The following is a 25,364-nucleotide window of genomic DNA, read 5'->3' as shown; positions in this document are numbered from 1 at the left end:
GCGAGCGAACACGTGCCGACGCAGTCCCCCGTCGCACCCGGGCCCCTTTCCCACGGCCGCGGCCGTACCGACGCCGCACCCGACCTGGAGAAGCGGGCGTCGGACGAGGTCACCGTCGTCGATCCCACGATGGTCAAGCGCGCGGTGTCCGCGGCTGCCCTCGGCAATGCGATGGAGTGGTTCGACTTCGGCGTCTACAGCTACATCGCGGTCACCCTCGGACATGTCTTCTTCCCGTCCGGGAACCCGACCGCGCAGTTGCTGTCGACGTTCGGTGCGTTCGCGGCGGCGTTCTTGATCCGGCCCGTGGGCGGCATGGTCTTCGGCCCGCTCGGCGACCGCATCGGCCGGCAGAAGGTGCTGGCCATCACCATGATCATGATGGCGGCGGGCACCTTCGCCATCGGCCTGATCCCCTCCTACGCCACCATCGGCGTCGGGGCGCCCATCCTGCTGCTCGTCGCGCGTCTGGTGCAGGGCTTCTCCACCGGTGGTGAGTACGGCGGCGCGTCCACCTTCATCGCCGAGTACGCGCCCGACAAGAAGCGCGGTTTCCTCGGCAGCTGGCTGGAGTTCGGGACGCTGGCCGGCTACGTCGGCGGCGCCGGCCTCGTGACACTGATGACCGCACTGCTGTCCACCCACGACCTGAACGCGTGGGGCTGGCGGATTCCGTTCCTGGTCGCGGGCCCGATGGGCATCATCGGCCTCTACCTGCGGATGCGCCTCGAGGAGACCCCGGCCTTCGCCCGGCTGGAGCAGGAGGCGCGGACGAAGGAGAAGGCGCGCCGCGAGGCCGAGAAGCGGATCGGCGTGCGCGAGATGATCTTCGGCCAGTGGCGTTCGATGCTGCTGTGCGTCGGGCTGGTCCTGGTCTTCAACGTCACCGACTACATGCTGCTGTCGTACATGCCGAGCTATCTGACCTCGGAGCTGAAGTACGACGAGACGCACGGGCTGCTGGTCGTGCTCGGCGTGATGGTCGTGATGATGGGTGTCCAGCCGTTCGCGGGCAAGCTGTCCGACCGCTTCGGGCGCCGCCCGGTCATCGCGGCGGGCTGCGCCGGCTTCCTGGTGCTCTCCGTTCCGGCGCTGCTGCTGATCCGGCAGGGCTCGCTGGTGGCCATCGCGCTGGGTATGGCCGCGCTGGGCCTGCTGCTGGTGTGCTTCACCGCCACGATGCCGTCGACGCTGCCCGCGCTCTTCCCGACCAAGGTGCGCTACGGGTCACTGTCGATCGGCTTCAACATCTCGGTCTCGCTCTTCGGCGGTACGACTCCCCTGGTGGTCACCGCCCTCATCGGCGCGACCGGCAACAAGATGATGCCCGCCTACTACATGATGGCGGCGGCCGTGATCGGCGGAATCGCCGTCTGGCTGATGTCCGAGAGCGCCCGCAAGCCGCTGCCCGGCTCGCCGCCGGCCGTCGAAACGGAGGCCGAGGCCCGCGAGATCGTGCGCGCGTCCTGTCGCGCCACGGTCGGATCGGCGTCCTGAGCCAGGGGCCCAGGGGCCGCCACCACCACCGACGTCACGGCGTCACCGTCCGCCGAGCGGCCGGCCTGCGGGCCGGCCGCTCGGCGGTTCAGGACGGGGAACCGGAAGAGGATCCGGAGCGGAAACCGGAACCGGAAGGGGAACCGTCCCTGCCGTCGCGTCCGTCTGTGTCGCTGCCGACCGCGTTGATCGGCGAGAAGCGAAACGGGGGACGACGGTGAGCGTGGATACGGGGCCGGGGCACCGGGGAGTGCTGCGGCGAAAAGCCCTGCTGGTGGTGCTGCTCCTGCTTGCCGTACAGCTGGTATCGCTGGCCAGGCCGGCGTACGCCTGCGGCTGCGGTGCGATGGTGGTCGACCCGAGGACCACGATGGCGGTGGACCGGGAGACCTCGGCGGTGCGCTGGGACGGCAAGACCGAGCAGATCGTGATGAGCCTGACGGTGGACGGGACCGCTCCGGACGCCGCGTGGATCATGCCGGTGCCGCACCGCGCCACGGTGAAGCTGGGCGATTCCCACCTGTTCGACGAGCTCGCCGCGCTCACGGCGCCGGCCGAAAAGGAGCGCCACTACTTCTGGCCGCGCAGCGGCGACTGGCCGTTCGACTGGGGCGGCATGGACGGCGCCGGGGACCCCGCGCCCGGCGCCGGCGCGCCCGGGGTCGGCGTTGTCGGCCGCGAGCGCCTGGGCCCGTTCGATGTGGCGCGGCTGACCGCCACCGACCCCGAGGATCTGCGCGGCTGGCTCAAGTCCCACGGCTTCCGGCTGCCGGCCGCGCTCGCGACCGAACTGCGCCCGTACGTGGCACAGCACTGGGAGTACGTCGCGGTCCGGCTGGCCCCGGCCGAGCAACACGGCTTTCTGCGCGGCACCCTCGATCCGCTGCGGCTGTCCTTCGCCAGCGACCGGCTGGTCTATCCGATGCGGCTGTCCCGGCTCGCCAGAACGCCGCAGTCGCTGGGGCTCTACGTGCTCGCGCCGCACCGGATGGAACCGCGCGGCGCCATCGGCGGGTCGGCGCCTGAGGTCTTCTTCGCGGGCCGCATCAAGCCCAGGGGGACCGCGGTCGGTGACCTCACCGGAGCCGGCGGAGCTTTTCTGACCGCCATCGACCAGCGCTTTCCGCGTCCGGAGCGGATCACCGGCGATCATGAGCTGCGGCGGACGGCCGCCGACACGCCGTATCAGCGGGTCAACTACACGTACTCCCTGATGAGGGTGGGCGACATCCCCGCCTGGGTCCTTGCGGTGAGCGGGGCGCTGGTGCTGATGGTGATGGTGGCGGCAGCGGTGGCTGTGCTGGTGGTACGGGCACGCAGGCGGCGCCGCGGGGTGGCGTCGCCCCTGGAGCCGGTGCCGCCGCCCACCTGACCGGGGCGGGCCGGGACGGGGTTCGTCATGTGCGGGCGGCGCCCGCGCGGCGGAAGGCGCCCGGTGTGATGCCGAAGCAGCGGACGAACCAGCGGTGGAAGTGCGCCTGGTCGGCGAAGCCGGCCTCGGTGGCCGCCTCGGAGGCAGGGCGGCCACCGATGAGCAGCGTGCGGGCGCGGCGCAGCCGGAGCAGCCGCTGGTAGTCACTGGGCGCCATGCCGTACTCGGCGTGGAAGGCCCGGTAGAGCGCGAAGCGGCTGCACCCGGCGGCGTCGGCGAGGTCCCGGGCGGTCAGCGGCTGGTCGTAGGCGGCCGTCAGAAGGTCGCGTACCCGACGGGCCGTCCCGGTCCGGGCGCCGGCGGGCAGCTCCCGGGGCCCCGCCTGGGCGGCGTTCCTGGTGGCGTTGCGCCGCACCATGGCCTCGACGGCGGCGCTGAGCCGCTCCTCCCGTACCAGCGGGTCGGCGGCACCGACGAGCGCGGGGTGCAGTCTGCGGAGCGCCCGTGCCAGCACCGGGTCGTCGACCACCGGCTGGGCGAAAAGCGGCATGGCGCCGCGTCCGCCGGTGACATCGTCGAGGACATCGCGGACGACGTCGGGGCCGATGTGCATGATCCGGTAGGTGAAGCCGAGTTCGCCGGCCGACTTTCCGTCATGCGGGTCGTCCGGGTTGAACGCCATGACCATGCCGGCGGCGCTGGTGTGGTCCGCGCCGCGGCAGGTGAAGCGCTGGGCGCCGGTCTCGGTCACGGCGAACGAGTACGCGTCGTGGCTGTGCGGGTGGAAGACGTGCCGGACGAAGTGGGCGTGCATCGCTTCCAGGGGCCGGTCGGGGTCACGCCAGTACCGCGCCCAGTCGCCGCCGTCCCCCTCGCCGCGGGGCCCGTCGTTCCCGTTCCGCTGCCGGCTCATCTCCCCAGTGTGCCGCGCCGCACCAGCGTTCAAGACGGCGGTCCGGATGCCGGACGAGACTCCCGCCATGACTACTCCGACCACGACCGCTTCCACCACGGCCACTTCCACCACGGCCACCGCGATCACGGCCACGCCCGCCGCCGGGGCCGCCCAGCGCTTCGAGACCAAGATCGCCGTCATCGTCCGCGACGACCTCGCCGGATGGCAGAAGCTCAATGTCACCGCGTTCCTGGCGAGCGGCATCGCCCATTCCTGCGACGACATCATGGGCAAGCGCTACGAGGACGCCTCCGGGAACGACTACCTGGCGCTGTTCCGCGAACCGGTGCTCTGCTTCACGGCCGATGCCCGATCGCTGCCCCGTACGCACGCCCGCGCCCTCGGCCGCGGCGTGCCGACCGCCCTCTACACCGCCGAGATGTTCCGTAGCGGCAATGACGACGACAACCGGGCGGCGGTGCGGGCCGTGGCCGCCGGTGATCTCGATCTGGTGGGGCTGGCCGTGTACGCGCCGCGCGGCACCGTCGACAAGATCACCAAGGGGCTGAAGCTGCACGGGTGAGCCCGGCGACGGGGCCCGGCCCTGGTCCGCAACGCCGGTGCGCCATACGGCACGATGGTCGGCATGAGCATCGTGAAGATCAACGTACTGGCCGTCCCCGCTGAACAGCGGGAAACCCTCGAGAAGCGCTTCGCCTCCCGCGCACACGCGGTTGAGAACTCGGACGGCTTCGAGTGGTTCGAGCTGCTGCGCCCCGTGGAGGGCACCGACCAGTACCTCGTCTACACCCGCTGGCGGGACGAGGAGTCCTTCCAGGCCTGGATGGAGGGCCCGATGAAGGCGGCCCACCAGGGCGGTGCCACCGAGGGCGGCGAGCGGCCGAAGCCCGCCGCGTCCGGGTCCACCCTGTGGTCCTTCGAGGTCGCGCAGCAGGCGGGTCCGCGGAAGGGCTGACGGCCGGCGTCGGGGCGGGCATCCGGTCGCCCGCCCCGGCGCGTTCCCGTCCGCTGAATTCCCTTGCGCATCGCCTCTCTCCAACGGCCACAATGCCGCCATGAACGACACCGCCGCCCCCCGGATTCCCTGGGCGATTTCCGCCGAGCCGTTCGACTCGCCGGACGCCTGGGCACTGCTGCGGGAGTACTACACCGAAGTGGCCGACCGCTACTACACGCTGCACGAGGGGCGCCGCGCGACGGCCGAGGAGGTCGAGCAGGGGCTGGCGGGATATCCGAAGGACCATCTGACGCCCCCCGACGGCGTGCTGCTGGTGGCCCGGCACGGCGGTACCGCCGTCGGCTGTGCCGGGGTGCGGCTGCTGGACGAGCGGACCGCGGAGCTCAAGCAGATGTTCGTACGGGTCCCCCGGCGCGGCCTGGGCGGCGGGGGCGGACTGCTGGCGGCCGCCGAGACGACCGCGGCCCGGATGGGCGCCGCGCGCATCCGGCTGGACACCCGGCTGGATCTGCTGGAGGCGATCGCGCTCTACCGGCGGCACGGCTTCGTCGAGATCGCGCCGTATCACGACGACCCCTATGCGGAGATCTTCTTCGAGAAGCGGCTGCATGGGGGCGACGGGCCGGACGGCCAGGTCACCTGAGCCGCTGCGGCGGCCGCTCCCGCAGACCGCCGCACGCGTGTGCGCGGTTCCGCGCCGTGTCTCACGCGCCGTCAGTTTCCTTTCCCCGCCCACCGCTTCCGCCCCTCCCCCGCAGCGCCCCACAACGCACCGTCACATCCGCTCCCGAACGTAACCGACGCCACTGACAATCCCGGGAGCCTCCGGTCGTCCGGGTGCTCACTTCGTCACGCCAGGCGGGCGCGGTGCCCGGTGCGGTGTGCGGGTGACGGTCTGGCGGGCATCGCCGTTGTGCGGTTCCTCCGCGTCCGAGCCGCACAGCTCTGCCGTCAGCTCGCGGACGAGTTCGGTCAGGTCGGTGGGGCGGTCCTTGGTCCACCAGTCACCCAGCAGCTCCGCCAGTGATTCCTGGCGGGCGGCCGAGAGCCGGGCGGCCACGTCGCGTCCGAGGTCGGTGAGCATCAGCATCAGGCCTTCGCGCTCGGCGAGGCCGCGCTCCTCGATCTGGCGGATGCCCTCGGTGATCACGCCGAGCGGCACATTGGTGCGTTCGGCGAGCAGGGCCGCTTCCACCGATCCGTAGCGGTAGATGCGCAGCACCAGCCAGCCGGCGGCCGGTTTGAGGTCGAGGCCGGCGCGCGCGGTGATCTTCTCGTAGATGTGCTTGCGGCCTTCCATGCTGCCCAGTTTGGACAGCGCGCGGGCGCACTCGTCGCGCGAGGACCGCTCGACGGGGTTGGAGGAGACCACCTCGCTGGTGTCGGGGGCGGTGACGCTGGCGCGCAGCGGCTCTTCCTTGAGGAACCAGGCCAGGGCGAAGGCGACGAGGACGACCGGGACGGCGTAGAGGAAGACGTCGGTGATGGAGACGGAGTAGGCGTTCAGGACGCCGGCGGCCTGGCGGGCCGGCAGCCGGGCGATGGTGCGCGGGTCCTCGGCGATCTTCAACGGGTCCATGCCGGCCGGCAGTTGCTGCCCGGCGAGGGCCTGGGCGATCCGAGGGCCCAGCTTGTTGGCGAAGAGCGCGCCGAAGATGGAGACGCCGAACGAGGCGCCGATGGAGCGGAAGAAGGTGGCGCCGGAGGTGGCGACCCCCAGGTCCTGGTAGGGGACGGCGTTCTGCACGATGAGCACCAGGACCTGCATGACCAGGCCGAGTCCGAAGCCGAAGACGAAGAAGTAGGCACTCATTTCGGCGACGCCGCTGGCCGGGGTGAGTTGGTGGAGAAGCAGCAGGCCGAGGGCCACCACGCCGGTACCGGCGATCGGGAAGACCTTGTAGCGGCCGGTGCGGGAGACGATCTGCCCGGAGCCGGTGGAGGAAATCAGCATGCCGAGCACCATCGGCAGCATGTGCACACCGGACAATGTCGGCGTAACCCCCTGCACGACCTGCAGGAACGTCGGCAGGAACGTCATCGATCCGAACATCGCGAAGCCGATGACAAAGCCGATGACGGCGCAGAGCGTGAAGGTGCGCAGGGTGAACAGGCGCAGCGGGAGTACGGGTTCGGCGGCCCGGCGCTCCACCAGGATGAACGCGGCCAGGAGTACGACGCCGAGCACCCCGAATCCCACGATCTGCCAGGAGCCCCAGGGGAAACTGACGCCACCGAGCGAGGTCATCAGCACGAAGCACACGGCGACTGCGGCGATCAGGGCGGTGCCCACGTAGTCGATCCGGTGCGGGGTCCGGCGGCGCGGGATGTGCAGCACGGCGGCGATGACCGCCAGCGCGATGATGCCGACGGGGACATTGATGTAGAAGACCCAGCGCCAGCTGAGCTGGTCGACGAACAGCCCGCCCAGCAGCGGCCCGAGGACGCTGGTGCCGCCGAAGACGGCACCGAACAGGCCCTGGTACTTGCCGCGTTCGCGGGGCGGCACGATGTCGCCGACGATCGCCATGGACAGCACGATCAGGCCACCGCCGCCCAGGCCCTGGATGGCCCGGAAGGCGATCAGCTCGCCCATGTTCTGCGCGATGCCGCACAGCACCGAGCCGATCAGGAAGATGACGATCGCGGTCTGGAACAGCTTCTTGCGGCCGTACTGGTCGCCTAGCTTGCCCCACAGCGGGGTCGCGGCCGTCGAGGCCAGGAGGTAGGCGGTGACCACCCAGGAGAGGTGGTCCAGGCCACCGAGATCGCTGACGATGGTGGGCAGCGCGGTGGCGACGATGGTCTGGTCGAGCGCCGCGATCAGCATGCCGAGCAGCAGCGCGCCGATCGCGACGAGGACCGTCCGTTGGGACTGGCCCTCGCCGGGTATGGCCGGAGCGCTGGTGTCCTGCGCCATGAGCGCCTCCCTCTGTTCGGGGCGGCCCTCCCCCGGGACGGACCGCCCTTCGCGTCCCTTCCATCGTGGTGGGTTCCGCCCGATATGGCCCGCCGAGAGCCGATCCGGCGGCCACGGTCGCCCGGGGGTCACCCGGGGGACGCCCCCTGGATGTCCCCGAGTGCCTGTGCAGACCCTGGCGGGCTCTGGATAATCGCTGCCTGTTCGAGCGCTCTATGGCCCCATGGAGGCGACCATTCGTGACGGCACAGACCTGCCCGCACTGCTTTGCCCCCGTACGCGGCGACGGCCGGCCGGCCTGTCTGTGCGCGGCGGCCGGCGCGGAGAACTTTGATCCGCTGCGCATACGGCCTTATGTGACGTTGGCCGGCCAGGGAGAGGGCGATGACCCATTAGGCGGCTCGGATGGCCCGTTAGGCGGCTCGGGTGACCCATCAGGCAGCCCCGCCGGCCTGTTGGACGGCCCCGGCGAAGGCCCTGAGGCCCGTACGGGAACGCCCGCCCCCGTCATGGAGGCGCCGCCCGCCGTCCCCGGGCCGCGCCGTTTCGGCCCCACCTCCAGAACGTTCACCTCGTCCGAGGACCCCCCGGCCGCTCTGGCCGGAGCGGCTGGCCCCGCCGCACCCCGCAGGCGCGCGTTACCGGCAGTACTGGCCGTCACCGGGGCGACGCTGGCGGCCACGGCAGTGCTCATCGGCAGCGATGTCCTCTCCGGCGGCGAGCGGGACCGGGCCGTGCCGCCCGACCACGGCACGGTCGCCCCCACCGCCGCCTTCCCCACACACGACAGCCCGCGCCCCTCCCCATCCGGCACCCCCACCGCCCCGCCCACGGATCACGCGCCGTCGCGGCACCCCGGCTCCGGCCCGACTCCCCGCGACACCCGCACGGCGTACCGCACGGCGACGCCGCCGCCCGCCCCCACCCGGGCCGCCGGCAGCGTCGGCCAGGCCCCCGGCGGGCGGCCGAGCACCGCGCCCACCGGCCCGATCGTGCTGCGGGAGGGGTCCGGCGGCCCTGAGGTGGCGGAGCTGCAGAACCGGCTGCGGCAGCTGGGCCGCTATCCGGGCCTCGATGACGGGCGCTATGACGCGGACGTACGGGCCGCGGTATCGCGCTATCAGGAGGCGTACGGGGTGACGGGCGATCCGGACGGCGTCTACGGGGCGCAGACCCGGGCGTCCCTGGAGGCGCGGACCCAGGAGCCGTAGCGGGCAGTCGGGCCCTCTGCGGTCAGGCGCTCGGGAGGGGCCCGTACGGGATGCCACAAGGGGTGCCGCAAGGGGTGCCACGAGGAGTGCCACGAGGGCCGGATCCCGACGCTGACCAGGGCAGTTGTCGGAACCCCCCACCGCTTTGTATCTTGTAGGAACAAAGTGGTTCCGCCCGCACTCCCTGACCGGCGGGCGGGACCGCTTGGTGTTCTCGCACGTCCTGCCTGTCCCTCTTGTCCGTAGCGCCCAGGAGCCCGCCGATGACGGCCACCACCACGCTCACCGCTCGCGCCCTGCTGCTGGACATGGACAGCACGATCGTGAACTCCGAGGCCGTGGTCGAGCGCTGCTGGCGCCGCTGGGCGGCCGAGCAGGGGCTGGAAGCGGACGAGGTGCTCAAGGTGGTGCACGGGCGGCAGGGCTGGGCCACCATGGCCGCGCTGCTCCCGGACCGCCCGATGGAGCTCAACCTGGCGGACAACCGCCGGATGCTGGCACAGGAGACCGCCGATACGGACGGCGTGGTACCGGTCCCCGGTGCGCCCGCGTTCATGGCCGCCATAGCCCGGCTGCCGCACGCCCTGGTGACCTCCGCCGATATCGCCCTCTCCGACGCCCGGATGGGCGCGGCCGGGCTGGCCATGCCGTCCGTACGGATCACCGCGGAGTGCGTCAGCGCCAGCAAGCCGGACCCGGAGGGCTTCCTCAAGGGCGCCGCCGAGCTGGGCCACCGCCCCGAGGACTGCCTCGTCTTCGAGGACTCCGAGGCGGGCATCCTGGCCGGCCGGGCGGCGGGGATGCGGGTCGTCGGGGTCGGCGACCGTGCCGCCGCATTCGCCCCCACAGTCCACGTACGCGACCTGACCGGGATTCGCGTCGAGGCGCTGCCGGACGGCCTGATGGCGCTGCACCTCGCGCCCTGAGCGGACGGCCGGTCTCCTCGGCGGCGGCCAGGGCAGAGCCGGATCAGCCGCTGCTGGACCGCGGCCAGGTGTGGGCGGGCCTGCTGCGCAAGGCCGAGAACGCGGTGCCGTTCGTCCCCGGAATGGAAGCCTGCACGGTCGTGGCGCGGACTTCCGACGGCCTGGTGCGGGAGGTCGTCGTCAAGGGCGAGGCCTTCCGTGAGGACGTCGTCCTCACTCCCGGAGAACGGATTACCTTCACCCGCGCCGACGACCGGACCACCTGGGTGATCCACAACGTGATCGGCGAGGACGCCACCGGGGCGCTCACCCTCACCTTCGCCGCCGAGATGGCGGACGGACCGGCCGTGGACGCCGGCGATGACGTCGACGCTCCGGAGCGGATGCGGGCCGCTGTGCGCCGCACGATGCACACCACCCTGGACGTCATCCGCCGCGCAGCGGCCGCCCCGGCGCATTCCTGAGAGGCCGGGGCGAGGGAGGCTCGCCCGCCCGCGCCCCCGCAGACCTCAGCCCGAGATCGCCTCGTACAGGCTGAACCCCGCCAGCAGCAGCATCACACCGGCCGCGACCTTGGTGATCAGCTTGAGCGGTACGTACTTCATCAGCGTGCGGCCGCCGAGAATGCCCAGCCCCGCCACGGCCCACAGGCCCAGAACGGCGCCGACGCCGACCGACAGCGGGTCGTCGTAACGGGCGGCGAGGTTGGCGGTCATGATCTGGGTCAGATCACCGAACTCGGCCACCAGGATCATCGTGAAGCCCGCCCCGGAGACCTTCCAGAAGCTCTGGTCGGCGGGCTTCTTCACCTCTTCCTCGTCGTCGTCCTTCTTGAACAGCAGGACGGCGGCGCCCGCCAGGAAGAGCACCCCGACCACCGCCTGGACGAGGCGGTGCGGGAGCAGGGTGAGCACGCTGCCCGCGGCGATGGCCAGCGCGACATGCACCAGGAAGGCGGCGGCGACGCCGACGAAGACGTACGAGGCGCGGTAGCGGGTGCCGAGCATCAGGCCCGCGAGGGCGGTCTTGTCGGGCAGTTCGGCAAGGAAGATGACGCCGAAGACCACGGCGGCAACGGTAAGGCTGAACACGGGCTGAATACCTCGATCGGTCGGGCCGCACCAAAGGGGCCCGGAAAAGGGATCGCTTCGGCACGGCAGCGTCGAACACTGCGGCCGAAGGTCTCGCTGGCCAGGTACGTACGTACCGGGCTCCGGGCGCCGGCGCGCCACGAGGGCGCGCAGTATGTCGACGGTCCGGCGGAGAGCTACTCCCCTTCTGCTGCCGCCAAGGGTACGCGGTGCATCAATCCGCGGGCGACCAGTTCCAGCACCGTCGCGCACGCCGCGGCCTGCACCGCGAGCAGGGCGACCAGCACGAACAGCTGCACCGCACCGGCCTGTACGGGCGAGGCGCCGCCCAGCAGCATCCCGACGAAGGCACCGGGGAGCGTGACCAACCCCACAGTCCTGGTCTGGTCCAGCCCCGGCAGCAGCGCGTCCGACGCGGCCGGCCGGGCCACCTCCATCCGCGCATCGCGGTCCAGCAGACCGAGCGCGAGGCCCGCCTCGAACTCCCCGCGCCGGGTCTCCAGCTCGTCCAGTGCGCGCCGCCCGCCGAGGACGGTGGCGGTCAGCGCGCCGCCGATGAGGATGCCGGTGACGGGGATGAGGGTGAGGCCGCGCGGCGGGAGGAGGCCGGTGAGCAGCAGGAGGCCGACGACCGGGACGACCGCGACGGCGATCGGCACCGCGGCCCACTGCCAGGTGTGGTTCTGGGTGATCCGGCGGCCCGCGGTGCGTACCGCCACCGCGAACATCAGCACGAGGAAACACAGCAGCCAGGGGAGCGCCCCGACCACCCAGCCGATGAGGTACGAGACGGCCGCCAGCTGAGCGGCGGCGCGCAGGCCCGCGAGGGCGATGGCCCTGGCGTGGCCGAGGCGTGCCACGGCGGCGATGGCCACGGCGACGGCCAACAGGACGGCGAGAACGACCCCGAGGGTGAGGTTGACCGGCAGCAGCACGCGCTCACTGTAGGGGGGCGTACACGCGGGAGCACCCCAACCAGACTGCCCCGACACGCTCATGGCGGTCCGTCACGGCTTCCGCCAAGCCCTTGAACTGACGTGGGCATGTCGCCACTCTGTTACCTGGAGCCCACCCGGTGGAAACCCCACGTCGCCACCATGGGCCCGCACCGCACGTCAACTTCCCCCCACATCAAGGGAGTTCCGATGTCAAAGGTCTACGCGCGTCGAGCGTCCCTCGCCGCGGGCGCGGCCACGGCGCTGGTCTGCACACTGATGCTGAGCGGCCAGACCGCCCAGGCCGCCCCGCCCAGCCCGCCGAATGCGGCCACCGCCCGGACATACCTCGCCGAGATCAAGGAGCAGCCCGAGGGCCCGCAGGACGGATACAGCCGCGCCAAGTTCCCCCACTGGATCGACCAGGGAAAGAACTGCAACACCCGCGAGGTCGTCCTCAAGCGGGACGGTACGAACGTGCAGCAGGACGGCAGCTGTGCGGCGGTGAGCGGCACCTGGGTCTCGGCGTACGACGGGGCGACCTGGACCAAGGCGTCCGACCTGGACATCGACCATGTCGTACCGCTGTCGGAGGCGTGGAAGTCCGGCGCCGCGCAGTGGACGACGGCGCGCCGCCAGGCGCTCGCCAACGATCTGACGCACTCCCAGCTGATCGCCGTCACCGACAACGTCAACCAGGAAAAGGGCGACAAGGACCCGGCGAAGTGGCTGCCGCCGAAGGCCTCGTACCACTGTGAGTACGCCCGGATGTGGGTGTGGGTGAAGCACGAGTACGGCATGACCGCGGACTCCGCGGAGAAGGCCGCGCTGAAGAAGATCCTCGACGGCTGCTGAGGCCTCCTGGAGATTCCGCGCGCCCGTCGGCCGGGTCCACGGCCGGCGGGCGCGCCGCGTCCGGGAGGTGGTGAGGCACCGTTCGGACGGTGTCGGGGCGGTTCGGATTGCCTCGCTACGGCGGGGTTCGCCCGGCCCGCGCACGGGTTGCCGGGGAAAGCGGCGATGCGGGCGGTTCGGCGCCCGCAGGGGCTCCGGCCACCGGGCAGGCGGCCCGCGGATCCGGCGTGTTGCGTGGGCCGACCCGGGTGCCGCTCCCCGGCGGCGGGCGGTGATGATGGGGCGCACGCTTCGCCCCGCCGCCCCAGGGAGTGCCCCTCTTGGCCGCCGACCACATCGCCGACCGCCACGCCCGTCCCGCCATCGCCGTCGTCGGCGCGGGGCCGCGCGGGACGAGTGTGCTGGAGCGGATCTGTGCCTCGGCCGCCGACCTGGCTCCGGGCGCCCGGCCGACCGTGCATCTCATCGACCCCGCGCCGCCCGGGGCGGGCCAGGTGTGGCGCACCGCCCAGCCGCCCGAGCTCCTGATGAACACCGTGGCGTCGCAGGTCACGCTGTTCACCGACGAGAGCGTGGAGTGCGCGGGGCCGATACGTACCGGGCCGAGCCTGTACGCATGGGAGGGCTGCGACGTCGGCCCGGACGACTATCCGGGGCGGGCGCTGTACGGCCGCTATCTGGAGTGGTTCTACCGCCAGGTCGTGCGCACCGCCCCCGAGGGGATGACGGTGGTGCCGCACACCGCACGCGCGGTGCGCCTGACGGAGGCGCCCGACGGCACGCAGTCGCTCCACCTGGACGACGGCCGGGTGCTGCACGGCCTGGGTGCGGTGGTGCTCGCCCAGGGCCATCTGCCGGCGACGGCCGCCCCGGAGCAGCGGCGGCTCGCCGACCACGCCGCCGCGCACGGCCTGCGCTACCTCCCGCCGGCCAACCCCGCCGACCTCGCCGCGGACCTGTCGGCGCTGGCCCCGGGCCGCCCCGTGCTGCTGCGCGGGCTCGGTCTGAACTTCTTCGATCACATGGCGCTGCTGACGACGGCCCGCGGCGGACGGTTCGTACGCGATGCGGACGGCACGCTGACGTACCAGCCGTCGGGGCGCGAGCCCCGCTTGTACGCGGGTTCCCGGCGCGGCGTCCCGTACCACGCGCGCGGCGACAACGCGAAGGGCGCGCACGGCCGTCACCTGCCGCTGCTGCTCACACCGGACGTGATCGCCGCCTTCCGCAAGCGCGCCGACAGCGGTGATCTGCCCGACTTCCTGACGGAGGTGTGGCCCCTGGTGGCCAAGGAGGTGGAGGCGGTCTATTACCAGGCGCTGCTGGCCCGCCGCGCGCCGGACGGCACGCCGGTGCAGGAACGATTCCGCGCGCGCTTCCCGGTCAGCGCGCACCGCAGCCCCGAAGAGGCCGCCGCCCTCGAGGCGTTCGGTATCGCGCCCGCCGACCGCTGGGACTGGGACCGGGTCTGCCGGCCGCACGCGGGCCGGCGTTTCACCGACCGCGCCGCCTTCCGGGACTGGCTGCTGGCGAGGCTGCGGCAGGACGTCGCGGACGCCCGGCAGGGCAATGTCGCGGGTCCGGTCAAGGCGGCGCTGGACGTGCTGCGGGATCTGCGCAACGAGCTGCGGCAGATCGTCGACCACGGCGGGCTGCGGGGCGCGTCCCGCCGCGACCACCTGGACCGCTGGTACACCCCGCTCAACGCCTTCTTGTCCATCGGGCCGCCGCGCCGCCGCCTGGAGGAGATGGCGGCGCTGATCGAGGCGGGGGTGCTGGAGGTGATCGGGCCCCGTATGGAGGTGCGGCCGGTCGCCGCGGACGGCGGCGGGCCGGGCTTCACGGCACGCTCACAGGACGTTCCGGGGTCCGAGGTGACGGCGCCGGCCCTGATAGAGGCGCGGCTGCCGGAGCCGGATGTGCGGCGCACCGCCGATGCGCTGCTGGCCCGCCTGCTGGCCGACGGGGGCTGCCGGCCGCACACGGTGGACGGTTACGAGACCGGTGGGCTGGATGTGTCGCCGAGCCCGTACCACCTCATCGAGTCCGACGGCCGGCACCATCCGCGGCGCTTCGCGGTCGGGGTGCCGACGGAGGGGGTGCACTGGGTGACGGCGGCGGGAGCGCGCCCCGGGGTGGGGTCGGTGACGCTGGCCGATACGGACGCGGTGGCGCGGGCCGCGCTCCAGGCGGCGGTGCGGCTGTCGGCAATTCGGCCAAATGTTGAACTTGCAAGTATAGATTAGGCACCCCTAACCTATGCCTTCAGCGGTTCTCTCGTCCCCAGAAACCGCAGAAACCGTAGGAGTCCCCTTATGTCCGCTCCCCTCACGTCGTTCACCCAGAGATCCACCCCGCACATACTCGCGCTGTTCCGTGTCGTCGTCGGGCTGCTTTTCGCCTCCCACGGTGCGGCTTCGCTCTTCGGCGTCCTCGGCGGCGCCATGGGTACCGGCGCCGCCGTCCCGACCGGCGTCTGGCCGTTCTGGTACGCCGCGGTCATCCAGCTCGGCGGCGGCATCCTCGTGATGCTCGGCCTCAGCACCCGCGCGGCGGCGCTCGTCAGCTCCGGCTCGATGGCGTACGCGTACTTCTCCACCCACCAGGGCTCGGCGCTGTGGCCGATTCAGAACGGTGGCGAGGCGTCCGCGATGTTCTGCTGGGCCTTCCTGCTGATCGCCTTCATCGGCCCCGGCGCCTGGTCGCTCGACCGCCTCTTCTTCGGCGACCGCCAGACGGCGCAGGTCCCCGCCGTCCAGCGCGAGCCGAGCGCCGCCTGACACTCGCGGCAGGCCGTCCGGCGCCTTCGGACTCCGGTGCTCTCGCGGCCCGTACGGCACCGCTGCTGTACGGGCCGCGCCGTCGTTCCGGGCCCTCCACAGGGCCCGGCGCCCCACAACCGTGACCCGCATTACACCTACCGCCCCAGGTCAGACGGCCACGAAGGCCAGGCGTACGCTGTATGGCTGTAGAGCCGCCCCTGCCGCACCGAGCGACGTCGCGGCGGGGTCCGGACCGGGAGTGGCACGTTGTTGGAAAACCTGGGGTCCCTCAGTGGCACCCCGTGGGTGTATGTGATCGTCAGCCTCTCCGTCGTCCTCGACGTCTTCGTGCCGATCCTCCCCAGCGGGTTCCTGGTGATCGCCGCGGCCACCACGGCCGCCGGCACCAGCACCGCCGCCGGCGCGGTCGACCCCGTGCGCGTCGGCGCCTCCGTACACGGCGGGACCCACCTGGCCGAAATGTTGTCCCTGGTGCTGTGCGCGGCCACCGCCTCGGTGCTCGGCGACATGGTCGCCTACCGACTGGCCTGGCGCGGCGGCGACCGCTTCGACCGGGCCATCGGCCGCTCCCGCCGCCTGTCCGCCGCGCAGGAACGTCTCGGCACGGCGCTCACCCGCGGGGGCGGCGGCATCGTCGTCCTCGCCCGCTTCGCGCCCGCCGGACGCTCGGTGGTCAGCCTCGGCGCCGGCGTCGCGCACCGTACGGTCCGCGAGTTCCTCCCCTGGTCGGCGCTGGCCGGCCTCGCCTGGGCGGCGTACAGCGTGAGCCTGGGCTACTTCGGCGGCCAGTGGCTCGGCACGTCCTGGGTGGGCACCGCGCTGTCCGTGTTCGCCCTCTTCGCGGCAGGGTCGGTGGCGGTGTTCGTGATGCGGCGCCCGGAGCGCCGGACGGCCCACTGAGGCGAGCGGCGTCGGGCGGAAAACGCATCGCCCGCTGTCAGACCCTGGTGCGACGATTGCCTGCATGAGCGGTTCGAACGGTTTGAGCGAGGCAAGCGGCACGAGCGACCTGCGCCGCCCGGCCGGCACCGGCGCCGGGCGGGCCGGCCCCTGGCGCCCCCGCCCCGAGACCTCCGCGGACATACCGTCCGTCCGCCGGGTCAACGCCTCCGCGTTCGACACGGCGGAGGAGGCGGACCTCGTCGACGCGCTGCGGCACGACCCGGCGGCCTGGCTCCCCGGTCTGTCGTACGTCGCCGACGCTCCGGACGGCACGGTCGCCGCCCACGCCCTGCTGACGCGCTGCTACGTCGAGGAGGTCCCCGCCGTGGCGCTCGCCCCGTGCGCGGTGCTGCCCGAGCACCAGAATCGGGGTGCGGGCGGTGCGCTCATCCGGGCGCTCCTGGACGCGGCGCGGGCGGCCGGCGAGCGGACCGCGATCGTGCTCGGCCATCCGCCGTACTACCCGCGCTTCGGCTTCGTACCGGCCACGGCCCGCTTCGGCATCCTGCCCCCGCAGCCCTGGCCGGAGGCCGCCTTCCTGGCGCTGTCCCTGGACGGCTCCCCGCCGCCGCGCGGCACGGTCCGCTATGCGGCGGCCTTCGGCATCGGCTGACCCGCTCCGGCCGGCACGGTGCCGCCCTGCTCCGGCCTGCCCGGCCCACCACCGTGCAGGCGCCTGCTCACGGCTCCGGGTCCTTCGGGACGACGGCGATCGGGCAGAGGGCGTGCAGCAGCACGGCATGCGCCACCGAGCCCAGCCGCCGGCCGAACGGCAACCGCCGGCGGCGCCGCGCGACCACGACCAGATCGCTGTCCCCGGACGCCTCCACCAACTGCCCCGCGGCGTCCGCGTTCCGCAGCTCCACCTGGACGTCGACCTCCGGGTACCGCGCACGGTGCGGGGCGAGGGCGTCCGCCAGCTGGGTGCCGAGCGCGTCCTCGTACTCCTGCTGTGTGGTCGCGCAGTCCGTGACGTACTCGAAGGCGGGCGGCATCAGCATCGGCCAGGCGTAGCCGGAGACGACCTTGAGACGGGCACCGCGGCGGCTCGCCTCGGCGAGCGCGAAGCCGATGGCGCCGGGCTCCTCGGAGGACGCGTCCACGCCCAGGGTCACCTGCGGGACGGCCGGCGGCAGCGCCTCGCCGTCCTCGTCCCGCCCGGCAGGGCCCCGGTCCGGGCGGGGCACGACCACCACCGGGCAGGCCGACTGGGCGGCGCAGGCCAGACCGTTGGAGCCGAGCAGCAGGCTGGCGAAGCCGCCACGCCCGCGCGAGCCCAGGACGAGCAGCTGCGCCTCTGCGCCGAGCGCCGGCAGCTGGGTGTCGGGCAGCCCGCTCAGGCTGCGGAAGTCAATGCCCGGCAGGCTCCAGGCCAGCGGCTGCGCGCGCAGCTCGTCGAGCACCGGATCGCCGGATCCGTCGTCGTCGGCGACCCGCGCGGCGGTGACATACGGCCAGACATGGACCACCTGGAGCGATGCGGACCGCAGCCGCGCCGTCTCCCCGGCCCAGCGGAGCGCCCGCTCGCTGTCCGCGGATCCATCCACCGCGACGATCACCGGGAGACTGCCCTGGCCCGCCATATACGCCCCCATACGGCTTCACATTCCGAACGGCTTCACATTCCGAGTGATCGCGTCGTGCGCCGTTTCGCCGAACAGCTGCGCCGTTTCGCCGAACAGCTCCATCACGGCTGAACAGCTCCATCACAGCCTGATATCTCCCTCTTCGCCAGATATCACCATCCGGCTCCCGCCCGGGTGCGGACGACAGCGGACACAGATCCCGCCCCGGCACGGAGTAGAGTCGACCGTCACCCTCCGCAGGGAGGGGTCCGAACCACTACCACGAGGCACATTTCGGTGAACTCTGCGCCGGTCGTCGAATGGACCGAGGCCGACGAGGTCCGCTCCGCCCGTTGGCGTTCCGAGAACGGCTCCCCGCCGCCCCGCCGGATCGTCCTCGCGGACGACCGCACGAAGGCCGACGACGCCTACAAACTCGCCTGCGAGGGCGCCGCGCTCCTGTGGCGCGGCGATTTCCACAATGCCCGCCAGCTGCTGACGGCGCTGGCCCGGCGCATCGACCGCCGCCCGCGCAAGACTCCCCCCGCCGACGTCACCCAGGCGTTCCACCTGCACCGCGCCGCCCAGAACCAGCGCGCCCGCATCCTGGGCATGCTGCTGATCCCCCTCGACGCCTCCTACGCCGTCCCGCTGCACCGCGCGCCCGACGTCCGCGAGGCCTGCACCAGGGCATACGGCCCGGCGGCGGCACAGGAAACCGCGGAGCCCGCGGCCGTCGCCTCCGTCCTGTCCCTGCGCGAACTGCTCGCCCTCATCGGCGCCAACGAATGGCGCAGGAAGGGCGTCGAGATCCCGGCGCTCGGCGGCGACCGGATCCATCCGCACTACGGCGTCTTCTCGCCGGCCCGCGGCGAATACGTCGACCTGGTGGCCGAGGCGCCGCTGCCCGGCCAGGAGCTGGCGTTCGACATCGGCACCGGTACCGGCGTGCTGGCCTCGGTGCTGGCGCGGCGCGGGGTGCGGCGGATCGTGGCCACCGACCAGGACCCGCGCGCGCTGGCATGTGCCCGCGAGAACATCGAACGACTGGACGTCGCCGGGCAGGTGGAGCTGGTCGAGGCCGATCTGTTCCCGGCCGGCCGCGCCCCGCTGGTCGTCTGCAATCCCCCTTGGGTACCCGCCAAACCGACGTCCCCGGTGGAGCGCGCGGTGTACGACCCGGGCAACCGCATGCTGTACGGCTTCCTGAGCGGCCTGGCCGAGCATCTGGCGCCGGGCGGCGAGGGCTGGCTGATCCTCTCCGACCTGGCCGAGCACCTCGGGCTGCGGCCCCGCGCCGAACTCCTCGACGCCTTCGCCCGCGGCGGCCTCACCGTCCTGGACCGGCTCGACATCACGCCGCGCCATCCCCGCGCCCGCGACACCTCCGACCCGCTCCACGTGGCCCGCTCGGCCGAGGTCACCTCCCTGTGGCGGCTGGGCGCGGCGAACTGACCCGGTAGGGCCGGCGGCCGGGGCGCGTATCGCCGGCCGGGCGCGTATCGCCGACTGGTCGCGCTGTCGGTCCCCGTGTCGGCCTCACGGCCGGTCCCGCCCCGGTCCCGGCGTCGCGGCCGGCCCCGGTCTCGCGCTCAGCTCGAAGCCCGCAGACCCGCGCACGCGTTACGCACATAGCGGCGCCAGTCCCCCGCGTCATGCCGGATCACCGCGGCCAGCCCGCACACGATCATCACCACATCCGCGACCTCGGCATCCGCCCGTACGGTGCCCTCCTCCTTGCCGCGGGCGAGGAGTTGGGCGGCGACCGCCTCGGCTCCCGTACGCCCCTCCCCGGCCGGCTCGGTGGACCCGAACGCCGCCTCGATGGACGCGGACAGCCCGCGTTCGGCGTTGAGCACCTCCCCGATGTGCCCGATGTACGCGGCCAGCCCTTCCGCGGCCTGGGCACACGGCAGGCAGGCCGTACGCCCGAACTCGACGATTTCCGCCTGCCGTTGCTCCCCCACGGCGGCGATCAGGGCCGCGCGGTTCGGGAAGTGCCGGTAGACCGTACCGACGCCGACGCCGGCCGCTCGGGCAACCTCGGGCATCTGCGCCTCGTCGCCGCGCGCACGGAACACCTCGCGTGCGGCGTTCAGCACCCGGGCGCGGTTGCGCTCGGCGTCGGCACGGGGCCTGCGTTGCGGTGCGGAGGAGGTCGAGGAGGCTGCCACATCGCCGATGCTACTGCTACGCTGATGAAACGGAATCGGATTCCGGTTCCGGTTCCACTCCGCTTCTGCCTTCCTTCCACTTCTTCCCCCACATGTGTCTCGGCATCTGGCCACGTCCACGCCTTCCGACCCCGGAGAGGATCAGCGATCACCATGTCCCAGGAGACAGCGCCCCAGGAGACAAAGGACCCGATGGAGCCCGCAGACCCCAAGGCACGCTTCTTCGTGCTCCAGGCCGGCGAACGGCGCCCCGGACGGGTCCCGCTCCCTCCCGGATTCGCCGTAAAGGCCCGCAGGAACGACACCGAGGGCCGGCTCTCCATCCTGGAGAACCAGCTCGCCATCGACATCCCGCCACACGTCCACCACGACGCCGACGAATTCCTCTATGTCCTGGAGGGCGAGATGGAGGCCGACATCGACGGCACGACCCACCGCCTGACTCCCGGCATGTGCACCCTGCTGCCCCGCGGCGTACCGCACGCCCTGCGCAGCGTCTCCCAGCCACCCGCCCGGTGCCTGCAGATCTCGTCACCGGGAGGCTGGGAGGAGTTCGTGGAGGCCATGCACGAAGCCGGTCCGGTGGTCATGAAGGACGGACACCCCGACCTCACCCGTCTCAATGAGATCGGCGCCCCCTACGGGATGGAGTACCAAGTCTGAGACTCCCCCTGGCAACCGGCCACCCTTCGGGCACCATGGACCCACCATGGATCCCCAGCACCTCCTGTCCCGCGCCCGCCGACTCGCCGCCTCGGCCCGCCCCGGCCGCCGCCGTCTGCTCGGCATCACGGGCCCGCCCGGCGCCGGCAAGTCCACTCTCGCCGCCCATGTGGTGGCGGAGCTGGCGGGACAGGCCGTACTCGTCCCGATGGACGGCTTCCATCTCGCCGAGGCAGAGCTGCACCGCCTGGGCCGAATCGGCCGCAAGGGCGCGCCGGACACCTTCGACCCCGCCGGATATGCGGCACTGCTGACCCGCCTGCGTTCCCCGGAAGCGGACACCGCCGTCTACGCCCCGGCCTTCGACCGCCGTATCGAGGAGCCGGTCGCGGGGAGCATCCCCGTAGCGCCACATATCCCCCTCGTCGTCACCGAGGGCAATTACCTCCTCCTCGACTCCGCGCCGTGGACCCGTATCCGCGCCCTGCTCGACGAGGTCTGGTACGTCGACCTGGACACCCCGGAACGGATCCGGCGCCTGGTTGACCGTCACGAACGCTTCGGCCGCCCACGCCCCGACGCCGAACACTTCGTCCGCACCTCGGACGAGGCCAACGCCCGCACCGTGGCAGCGACCCGCGACCGCGCCGACCTCATCGTCACCTTCACCCCCGAAGAAGCCCCCGCCCCCCGGCTCTCCTAGGCGTCGGTCAGCAGACCCACAACGGACGGCGCGCCCCACCCCAACGACACCGCCACCCCCGCCCCCCTCCCGCCCTCGGTCCGCCTGGCACTTCACCAACCTGTCTGGCGCTTCACCAACAGCCTTCCGCGGCAGGCCCCTTCCCAAACGACACCTTCGATGCCATCATGACATCATGAGTGTCGTTAAGCCGGATGACGGCGACGAACCGGCCCCGGCCGAAAAGCTTCTGTACGACGTCATACGGCGCCTGTGGCCCCTGCACCGCACGATCGTGCGCGCGGTGGAGCGCGAGCTGGAAGGCACCGGCATGACCGCAGGCGAGCACGCACTGCTCGATGCGCTGCGCAGCGAAGGCCCCCGGACCGTGCCGCAGTTGGCCCGCACCATGGAGCTCGACCGGCAGCCGGTGCAGCGCTGGGTGAACCACGCGGCGGAGCTGGGCCTGGTGGTGACGGCCCCCAATCCCGCACACCGCCGCTCGTCCCTGATCCAGCTCACCGCCGAGGGCGGCGAGGTGATACGCGGGATCCAGGAGTCCGAGGCCACCGAGCTGCGCCGCGGGCTGGCCGACCTGTCCGCACAGGACATCTCGACGGCCCTTCGTGTACTCGACCGACTCGGCGAGGAATTCCGGCACCTGGCGAACGGCTCAGGCGTTACCCGAGAGGATCCCGACAACCAGGACAACCAGCCGGAATAGCCCCAGCCGCCGACACCCCCACACCGTTCACGCATCCGCCCCCTCCCCTCTCCCCCCCTCCCCTCTCCCCTCCTCCCTCTCCCCTCCTCCCACTCCCCTCCTCCCCCACCCTCCGCCCCGCCACCGCTCACCAAGGGAACGCACAGAGAATGACCCACCCGTTCAGCGCCTGGACCGAGCTCGACAACGGCACCGTGCCGGTCAGGGACGGTGAGCTGTTCTACGAAACGGCCGGCGAGGGTCCGGCGGTGGTGCTGCTGCACGGCGGCATGCTCGACCAGCGCATGTGGGACGAGCAGTTCTCCTGGCTGGTGGGCTCCGGCCACCGCGTGATCCGGTACGACTCCCGCGGTCACGGCCTGTCCTCCACGGTGGCCGGGGACTGGGCCAACCACGACGATCTGTGCGCCCTCCTCGATGCCCTCGACGTCCCAAGCGCCGTCCTCGTCGGCCTCTCACACGGCTCCCGGGTCGCCCTCGACACCGCCCTCGCCCACCCGCAGCGGGTCAGCGCCCTGGCGCTCGCCTCACCCGGGGTCAGCGGCCGCGCCTTCACCGACCCGTTCCTCCTGGAGCACATCAGGGCACAGGTGGCGGCGATCGGCGCACCGGACGGCATGGAGCAATATGTCGAGCACTTCCTGCGGATGTGGGTGGACGGCCCGCACCGCGGTCCGTCCGACGTCCACCCCGGGCTGCGCGAGCGGATGCGCGCCGCGGCCGCGGCAACGGTCGAGGTGCACGCCGACGGCATGGGCGCCGGGATGCCCATCGAGGTCGGCGCCGCCGGCCGGCTGTCCGACATACGCGTGCCGACGGTGGTGTTCGACGGCGACCTCGACAGTACGGACATCGCCGCCAACGCCCATGCGATCACCCTCGCCGTCCCGGGCGCCCGCAGGGTCCGAATACCGGGCGCGGCTCATATGGTCAATCTGGAGAACGCCCCGCTCTACGACCACGAACTGCGCGTCTTCCTGTCCTCGCTGTCCTCCCCGCCCTCCGTGGCCCACTGATGGCGCCGAGCCCTCCGAGGCCGTCGATACCGCTGCGGGACGGCGGTTAGAGTGGTCATGCCGTGGTGTTCGGGAAGACCGGTGACGGACCTTGTGGTCCCAGGCCGGAGCGGCCCTCGCCACTGTGATCGGGGAGTTTCCGGCCCTTTCCGTATGCGCCTGCGCGCGTACGGCGCCACTGACCGCAGCCCGCGGCCGGGAAGGCGGGCCGGACGCGTCCACCCTCCCCCGAGCTCTTCAGGAGCAGGGAGGTACCCCCAAGCCAGGAGACCGGCCACGGCATCTCACGAACTGATCCACGAGGTGCTGGAGCGTGACCGCCGGATGGCCCTGTCCACCGATACCCCGAACACCCCTGCCTCCGCCACGTTCCGCTGGCGCCGGCAGGACACCATCCGTACCGCGGGCCTGATAGCCGTCATAGCCGGGCTGCATGTCGTCGCCTTCGGCATGCTCTTCCTCCTGGTGGCCCCGCAGCACTACACCGTGGGCAAAGAAACCTTCGGTGTGGGGCTCGGCATCACCGCCTACACCCTCGGCATGCGGCACGCCTTCGACGCCGACCACATCGCAGCCATCGACAACACCACCCGCAAGCTGATGGCCGACGGCAAGCGGCCCGTCTCGGTGGGCTTCTGGTTCGCGCTCGGCCACTCCAGCGTGGTCGTCGTGATGGCGGCCCTGGTGGCGGGCGGCACCCACCTTGCCGGGGCGCTGCTCGACGACCGGTCACGTACCCACCAGGTCCTGGGCACTCTGGGCACCACGGCCTCGGGGGTGTTCCTCTACCTCATCGCCGCCCTCAACCTCATCGCGATGGCCGGGATCTGGCGGGTCTTCCGCGGCATGCGCGCCGGCCGGTTCGACGAGGCCGAGCTGGAGCAGCAGCTCGATTCGCGCGGCTTCATGAACCGCTTCCTGGGCCGGTTCACCCGCTCGATCTCCCGCCCCGGGCAGATGTTTCCGCTCGGCTTCCTCTTCGGGATCGGGTTCGACACCACGACCGAGGTGCTGCTGATGGTGATGGCGGGCAGCGGCGCGGCGGCCGGGCTGCCCTGGTACGCGATTGTGTGTCTGCCGCTGCTGTTCGCCGCCGGCATGAGCCTCTTCGACACCCTCGACGGCACGTTCATGAACTTCGCCTACCAGTGGGCGTTCTCCAACCCGGTGCGCAAGGTCTACTACAACCTCACCATCACCGGCCTGTCCATCGCGGTCGCCTTCTTCATCGGCACCATCGAGCTGGTGACGGTCCTGCACGAAAAACTGGGCCTCAACGACCCGGTGACCAGCTGGATTTCCACCCTCGACCTCGACAACGTCGGCTTCATCATCGTGGGCCTGTTCGTGGTGGTGTGGGCGGCGGCGCTGGCGTACTGGCGCCTGGCCGGGGTCGAAAAGCGCTGGGCGGCGCGGGCGGGGTCGGGCTCCTAGGCGCCGGCTGCCGGCCCGGAACGCGGGGCCGGCTCCCGGGCCCGCCGCTCGCAGGTCCGGCCCCCGGGCCCGGCTCGCGGGTCCGTACGCCCAGCCCGTCCCCCTCCCCCCTCCTACCCCCCCCGCGGCCCGTCAGGTGGCCGAGCCGGCGGCCGCGCCCGTCATCAGGTCGGGCCCCCAGCGCTTCAGCTCGGCCGCGAGATCGAGCGGGCGCAGCCGGTTCGGCTCGTCGGGACCCGGCCAGTCCTCCCGCGGAACCCGCCACATCACCTCGAACTCGTTGCCGTCCGGGTCCTTGGCGTACAGGGACTTGGAGACAAGATGGTCGGTGGCGCCGACCAGTGCGCCGCGGGCCGCGAGCCGGGCCTCGGTGGCGGCGAGTTCGCCGAGCGTGCCGACCTCCCAGGCCAGGTGGTAGAGACCGGCCCGGCCCGCCTCGGGGCCCGGCGCGTCCGCCCCCACCGTGAACAGCCCCAGATCGTGATCGTTGAGCGAGCCGGCAGCGCTGAGGAAGGCGGCGCGCCCGGGTATCTCGATGTCCAGCGTGAGCCCGAGGGCTTCGGTGTAAAAGGCGACGGACCGCGCCACATCGCGGATGTAGAGCACCGCGTGATTGAGACGTCGTACGGACAAGACCCTCTCCCCTCTCCCGCCGCAACGCCCCCAGGGCGCCCCGGCCTTACTGTTGCTGCGTGCTTCC

26 protein-coding genes and 1 riboswitch are annotated in these 25,364 nt (G+C 72.2%); of the genes, 19 read left to right on the top strand and 7 right to left on the bottom strand.

What is annotated here, in order from left to right; all coding sequences use genetic code 11:
* Positions 1–12 precede the first annotated feature (12 nt).
* On the top strand, positions 13–1,497 hold the full coding sequence (gene proP, locus ACZ4S3_RS04400) for a glycine betaine/L-proline transporter ProP (RefSeq protein ID WP_467925543.1): 1,485 nt from the start codon (positions 13–15) through the stop codon (positions 1,495–1,497).
* Positions 1,498–1,720: 223 nt separating this feature from the next.
* Positions 1,721–2,869, top strand: a complete 1,149-nt coding sequence (locus ACZ4S3_RS04395; RefSeq protein WP_467927274.1) for a DUF2330 domain-containing protein — start codon at positions 1,721–1,723, stop codon at positions 2,867–2,869.
* Positions 2,870–2,894: 25 nt separating this feature from the next.
* On the opposite strand, the gene ACZ4S3_RS04390 is transcribed toward ACZ4S3_RS04395, so the two are convergent.
* Positions 2,895–3,782, bottom strand: a complete 888-nt coding sequence (locus tag ACZ4S3_RS04390; RefSeq protein WP_467925542.1) for an AraC family transcriptional regulator — start codon at positions 3,780–3,782, stop codon at positions 2,895–2,897.
* A gap of 67 nt (positions 3,783–3,849) precedes the next feature.
* Between ACZ4S3_RS04390 and ACZ4S3_RS04385 the strand changes: the two genes are divergently transcribed.
* The 3 genes from ACZ4S3_RS04385 (at position 3,850) to ACZ4S3_RS04375 (ending at position 5,386) form a co-directional block, all read left to right on the top strand.
* Positions 3,850–4,347, top strand: coding sequence for a DUF2000 family protein (locus ACZ4S3_RS04385; protein ID WP_467925541.1), 498 nt, complete (start codon positions 3,850–3,852; stop codon positions 4,345–4,347).
* Positions 4,348–4,410: 63 nt separating this feature from the next.
* Positions 4,411–4,740, top strand: a complete 330-nt coding sequence (locus tag ACZ4S3_RS04380; protein ID WP_467925538.1) for an antibiotic biosynthesis monooxygenase family protein — start codon at positions 4,411–4,413, stop codon at positions 4,738–4,740.
* A 100-nt stretch (positions 4,741–4,840) separates the two neighbouring features.
* Positions 4,841–5,386 (top strand): GNAT family N-acetyltransferase, encoded by a 546-nt coding sequence (locus tag ACZ4S3_RS04375; protein WP_467925536.1) that lies wholly within the window; start codon positions 4,841–4,843, stop codon positions 5,384–5,386.
* A gap of 198 nt (positions 5,387–5,584) precedes the next feature.
* Here ACZ4S3_RS04375 and ACZ4S3_RS04370 read toward each other — a convergent pair whose 3' ends face one another.
* Positions 5,585–7,663, bottom strand: a complete 2,079-nt coding sequence (locus tag ACZ4S3_RS04370) for an MFS transporter (protein ID WP_467925534.1) — start codon at positions 7,661–7,663, stop codon at positions 5,585–5,587.
* Positions 7,664–7,902: 239 nt separating this feature from the next.
* Here ACZ4S3_RS04370 and ACZ4S3_RS04365 point away from each other — a divergent pair, with 239 nt between their 5' ends.
* The 3 genes from ACZ4S3_RS04365 (at position 7,903) to ACZ4S3_RS04355 (ending at position 10,264) form a co-directional block, all read left to right on the top strand.
* Positions 7,903–8,874, top strand: coding sequence for a peptidoglycan-binding domain-containing protein (locus ACZ4S3_RS04365; RefSeq protein ID WP_467925532.1), 972 nt, complete (start codon positions 7,903–7,905; stop codon positions 8,872–8,874).
* A gap of 263 nt (positions 8,875–9,137) precedes the next feature.
* Complete coding sequence (locus ACZ4S3_RS04360; protein ID WP_467925530.1) at positions 9,138–9,800, top strand: HAD-IA family hydrolase; 663 nt, start codon at positions 9,138–9,140, stop codon at positions 9,798–9,800.
* The gene (locus tag ACZ4S3_RS04355) at positions 9,710–10,264 is read left to right on the top strand and encodes an SRPBCC family protein (RefSeq protein ID WP_467927272.1); all 555 of its coding nucleotides are present in this window, start codon (positions 9,710–9,712) and stop codon (positions 10,262–10,264) included. The genes ACZ4S3_RS04360 and ACZ4S3_RS04355 overlap by 91 nt, the downstream gene beginning before the upstream one ends.
* A gap of 45 nt (positions 10,265–10,309) precedes the next feature.
* On the opposite strand, the gene ACZ4S3_RS04350 is transcribed toward ACZ4S3_RS04355, so the two are convergent.
* The gene (locus tag ACZ4S3_RS04350; RefSeq protein WP_467925528.1) at positions 10,310–10,891 is read right to left on the bottom strand and encodes a TMEM165/GDT1 family protein; all 582 of its coding nucleotides are present in this window, start codon (positions 10,889–10,891) and stop codon (positions 10,310–10,312) included.
* Between the two features lie 176 nt (positions 10,892–11,067).
* Entirely contained in the window at positions 11,068–11,826 is a 759-nt protein-coding gene (locus ACZ4S3_RS04345) for an ABC transporter permease (RefSeq protein WP_467925526.1), read from the bottom strand.
* A gap of 210 nt (positions 11,827–12,036) precedes the next feature.
* On the opposite strand from ACZ4S3_RS04345, the gene ACZ4S3_RS04340 reads away from it, so the two are divergent.
* From ACZ4S3_RS04340 to ACZ4S3_RS04320, 5 genes are all read left to right on the top strand, one after another.
* A complete protein-coding gene (locus ACZ4S3_RS04340; RefSeq protein WP_467925524.1) occupies positions 12,037–12,681 on the top strand; it encodes an HNH endonuclease family protein in 645 nt (214 codons plus the stop codon).
* Between the two features lie 320 nt (positions 12,682–13,001).
* Positions 13,002–14,927, top strand: a complete 1,926-nt coding sequence (locus tag ACZ4S3_RS04335; protein WP_467925522.1) for an FAD/NAD(P)-binding protein — start codon at positions 13,002–13,004, stop codon at positions 14,925–14,927.
* Between the two features lie 69 nt (positions 14,928–14,996).
* A complete protein-coding gene (locus ACZ4S3_RS04330; RefSeq protein WP_467925520.1) occupies positions 14,997–15,461 on the top strand; it encodes a DoxX family protein in 465 nt (154 codons plus the stop codon).
* Between the two features lie 249 nt (positions 15,462–15,710).
* Positions 15,711–16,364, top strand: a complete 654-nt coding sequence (locus ACZ4S3_RS04325) for a DedA family protein (RefSeq protein WP_467925518.1) — start codon at positions 15,711–15,713, stop codon at positions 16,362–16,364.
* Between the two features lie 64 nt (positions 16,365–16,428).
* Positions 16,429–17,019, top strand: a complete 591-nt coding sequence (locus ACZ4S3_RS04320; protein ID WP_467925516.1) for a GNAT family N-acetyltransferase — start codon at positions 16,429–16,431, stop codon at positions 17,017–17,019.
* A 67-nt stretch (positions 17,020–17,086) separates the two neighbouring features.
* On the opposite strand, the gene ACZ4S3_RS04315 is transcribed toward ACZ4S3_RS04320, so the two are convergent.
* A complete protein-coding gene (locus tag ACZ4S3_RS04315) occupies positions 17,087–18,001 on the bottom strand; it encodes a universal stress protein (protein WP_467925514.1) in 915 nt (304 codons plus the stop codon).
* Between the two features lie 267 nt (positions 18,002–18,268).
* Between ACZ4S3_RS04315 and ACZ4S3_RS04310 the strand changes: the two genes are divergently transcribed.
* Positions 18,269–19,426: a methyltransferase gene (locus ACZ4S3_RS04310; RefSeq protein WP_467925512.1), complete on the top strand. Its 1,158-nt coding sequence runs from the start codon at positions 18,269–18,271 to the stop codon at positions 19,424–19,426.
* A 137-nt stretch (positions 19,427–19,563) separates the two neighbouring features.
* Here the strand turns inward: ACZ4S3_RS04310 and ACZ4S3_RS04305 are convergent, their stop codons facing one another.
* The gene (locus tag ACZ4S3_RS04305) at positions 19,564–20,145 is read right to left on the bottom strand and encodes a TetR/AcrR family transcriptional regulator (RefSeq protein WP_467925510.1); all 582 of its coding nucleotides are present in this window, start codon (positions 20,143–20,145) and stop codon (positions 19,564–19,566) included.
* Between the two features lie 153 nt (positions 20,146–20,298).
* On the opposite strand from ACZ4S3_RS04305, the gene ACZ4S3_RS04300 reads away from it, so the two are divergent.
* The 5 genes from ACZ4S3_RS04300 to nicT all read left to right on the top strand — a co-directional run bounded on the left by ACZ4S3_RS04300 (position 20,299) and on the right by nicT (position 24,664).
* Entirely contained in the window at positions 20,299–20,808 is a 510-nt protein-coding gene (locus ACZ4S3_RS04300) for a cupin domain-containing protein (RefSeq protein WP_467925508.1), read from the top strand.
* Between the two features lie 46 nt (positions 20,809–20,854).
* Positions 20,855–21,511, top strand: a complete 657-nt coding sequence (locus ACZ4S3_RS04295; RefSeq protein ID WP_467925506.1) for a nucleoside/nucleotide kinase family protein — start codon at positions 20,855–20,857, stop codon at positions 21,509–21,511.
* 175 nt (positions 21,512–21,686) lie between these two features.
* On the top strand, positions 21,687–22,214 hold the full coding sequence (locus ACZ4S3_RS04290) for a MarR family winged helix-turn-helix transcriptional regulator (RefSeq protein ID WP_467925504.1): 528 nt from the start codon (positions 21,687–21,689) through the stop codon (positions 22,212–22,214).
* Between the two features lie 149 nt (positions 22,215–22,363).
* A complete protein-coding gene (locus ACZ4S3_RS04285; protein ID WP_467925502.1) occupies positions 22,364–23,230 on the top strand; it encodes an alpha/beta fold hydrolase in 867 nt (288 codons plus the stop codon).
* A gap of 46 nt (positions 23,231–23,276) precedes the next feature.
* A riboswitch (cobalamin riboswitch) is annotated at positions 23,277–23,523 on the top strand.
* Positions 23,522–24,664, top strand: a complete 1,143-nt coding sequence (gene nicT / locus ACZ4S3_RS04280; protein ID WP_467927269.1) for a Nickel transporter NicT — start codon at positions 23,522–23,524, stop codon at positions 24,662–24,664. It overlaps the preceding riboswitch by 2 nt.
* A 132-nt stretch (positions 24,665–24,796) precedes the next feature.
* Here nicT and ACZ4S3_RS04275 read toward each other — a convergent pair whose 3' ends face one another.
* Positions 24,797–25,297: a VOC family protein gene (locus ACZ4S3_RS04275; protein ID WP_467925500.1), complete on the bottom strand. Its 501-nt coding sequence runs from the start codon at positions 25,295–25,297 to the stop codon at positions 24,797–24,799.
* Between the last annotated feature and the right edge of the window lie 67 nt (positions 25,298–25,364).

Source organism: Streptomyces sp. NPDC028368, assembly GCF_055565615.1.
This window is presented reverse-complemented; position numbering and strand designations above follow the sequence as displayed.

What these genes read in the sequence shown, in the direction of transcription:
- ACZ4S3_RS04360 (WP_467925530.1), top strand. Translation starts at nt 9,138, where the DNA reads ATGACGGCCACCACCACGCTCACCGCTCGCGCCCTGCTGCTGGACATG.
- ACZ4S3_RS04390 (WP_467925542.1), bottom strand. Translation starts at nt 3,782, where the DNA reads ATGAGCCGGCAGCGGAACGGGAACGACGGGCCCCGCGGCGAGGGGGAC.
- ACZ4S3_RS04375 (WP_467925536.1), top strand. Translation starts at nt 4,841, where the DNA reads ATGAACGACACCGCCGCCCCCCGGATTCCCTGGGCGATTTCCGCCGAG.
- ACZ4S3_RS04340 (WP_467925524.1), top strand. Translation starts at nt 12,037, where the DNA reads ATGTCAAAGGTCTACGCGCGTCGAGCGTCCCTCGCCGCGGGCGCGGCC.
- ACZ4S3_RS04295 (WP_467925506.1), top strand. Translation starts at nt 20,855, where the DNA reads ATGGATCCCCAGCACCTCCTGTCCCGCGCCCGCCGACTCGCCGCCTCG.
- ACZ4S3_RS04385 (WP_467925541.1), top strand. Translation starts at nt 3,850, where the DNA reads ATGACTACTCCGACCACGACCGCTTCCACCACGGCCACTTCCACCACG.
- ACZ4S3_RS04380 (WP_467925538.1), top strand. Translation starts at nt 4,411, where the DNA reads ATGAGCATCGTGAAGATCAACGTACTGGCCGTCCCCGCTGAACAGCGG.
- ACZ4S3_RS04300 (WP_467925508.1), top strand. Translation starts at nt 20,299, where the DNA reads ATGTCCCAGGAGACAGCGCCCCAGGAGACAAAGGACCCGATGGAGCCC.
- ACZ4S3_RS04315 (WP_467925514.1), bottom strand. Translation starts at nt 18,001, where the DNA reads ATGGGGGCGTATATGGCGGGCCAGGGCAGTCTCCCGGTGATCGTCGCG.
- ACZ4S3_RS04290 (WP_467925504.1), top strand. Translation starts at nt 21,687, where the DNA reads ATGAGTGTCGTTAAGCCGGATGACGGCGACGAACCGGCCCCGGCCGAA.
- ACZ4S3_RS04370 (WP_467925534.1), bottom strand. Translation starts at nt 7,663, where the DNA reads ATGGCGCAGGACACCAGCGCTCCGGCCATACCCGGCGAGGGCCAGTCC.
- ACZ4S3_RS04320 (WP_467925516.1), top strand. Translation starts at nt 16,429, where the DNA reads ATGAGCGGTTCGAACGGTTTGAGCGAGGCAAGCGGCACGAGCGACCTG.
- ACZ4S3_RS04330 (WP_467925520.1), top strand. Translation starts at nt 14,997, where the DNA reads ATGTCCGCTCCCCTCACGTCGTTCACCCAGAGATCCACCCCGCACATA.
- ACZ4S3_RS04285 (WP_467925502.1), top strand. Translation starts at nt 22,364, where the DNA reads ATGACCCACCCGTTCAGCGCCTGGACCGAGCTCGACAACGGCACCGTG.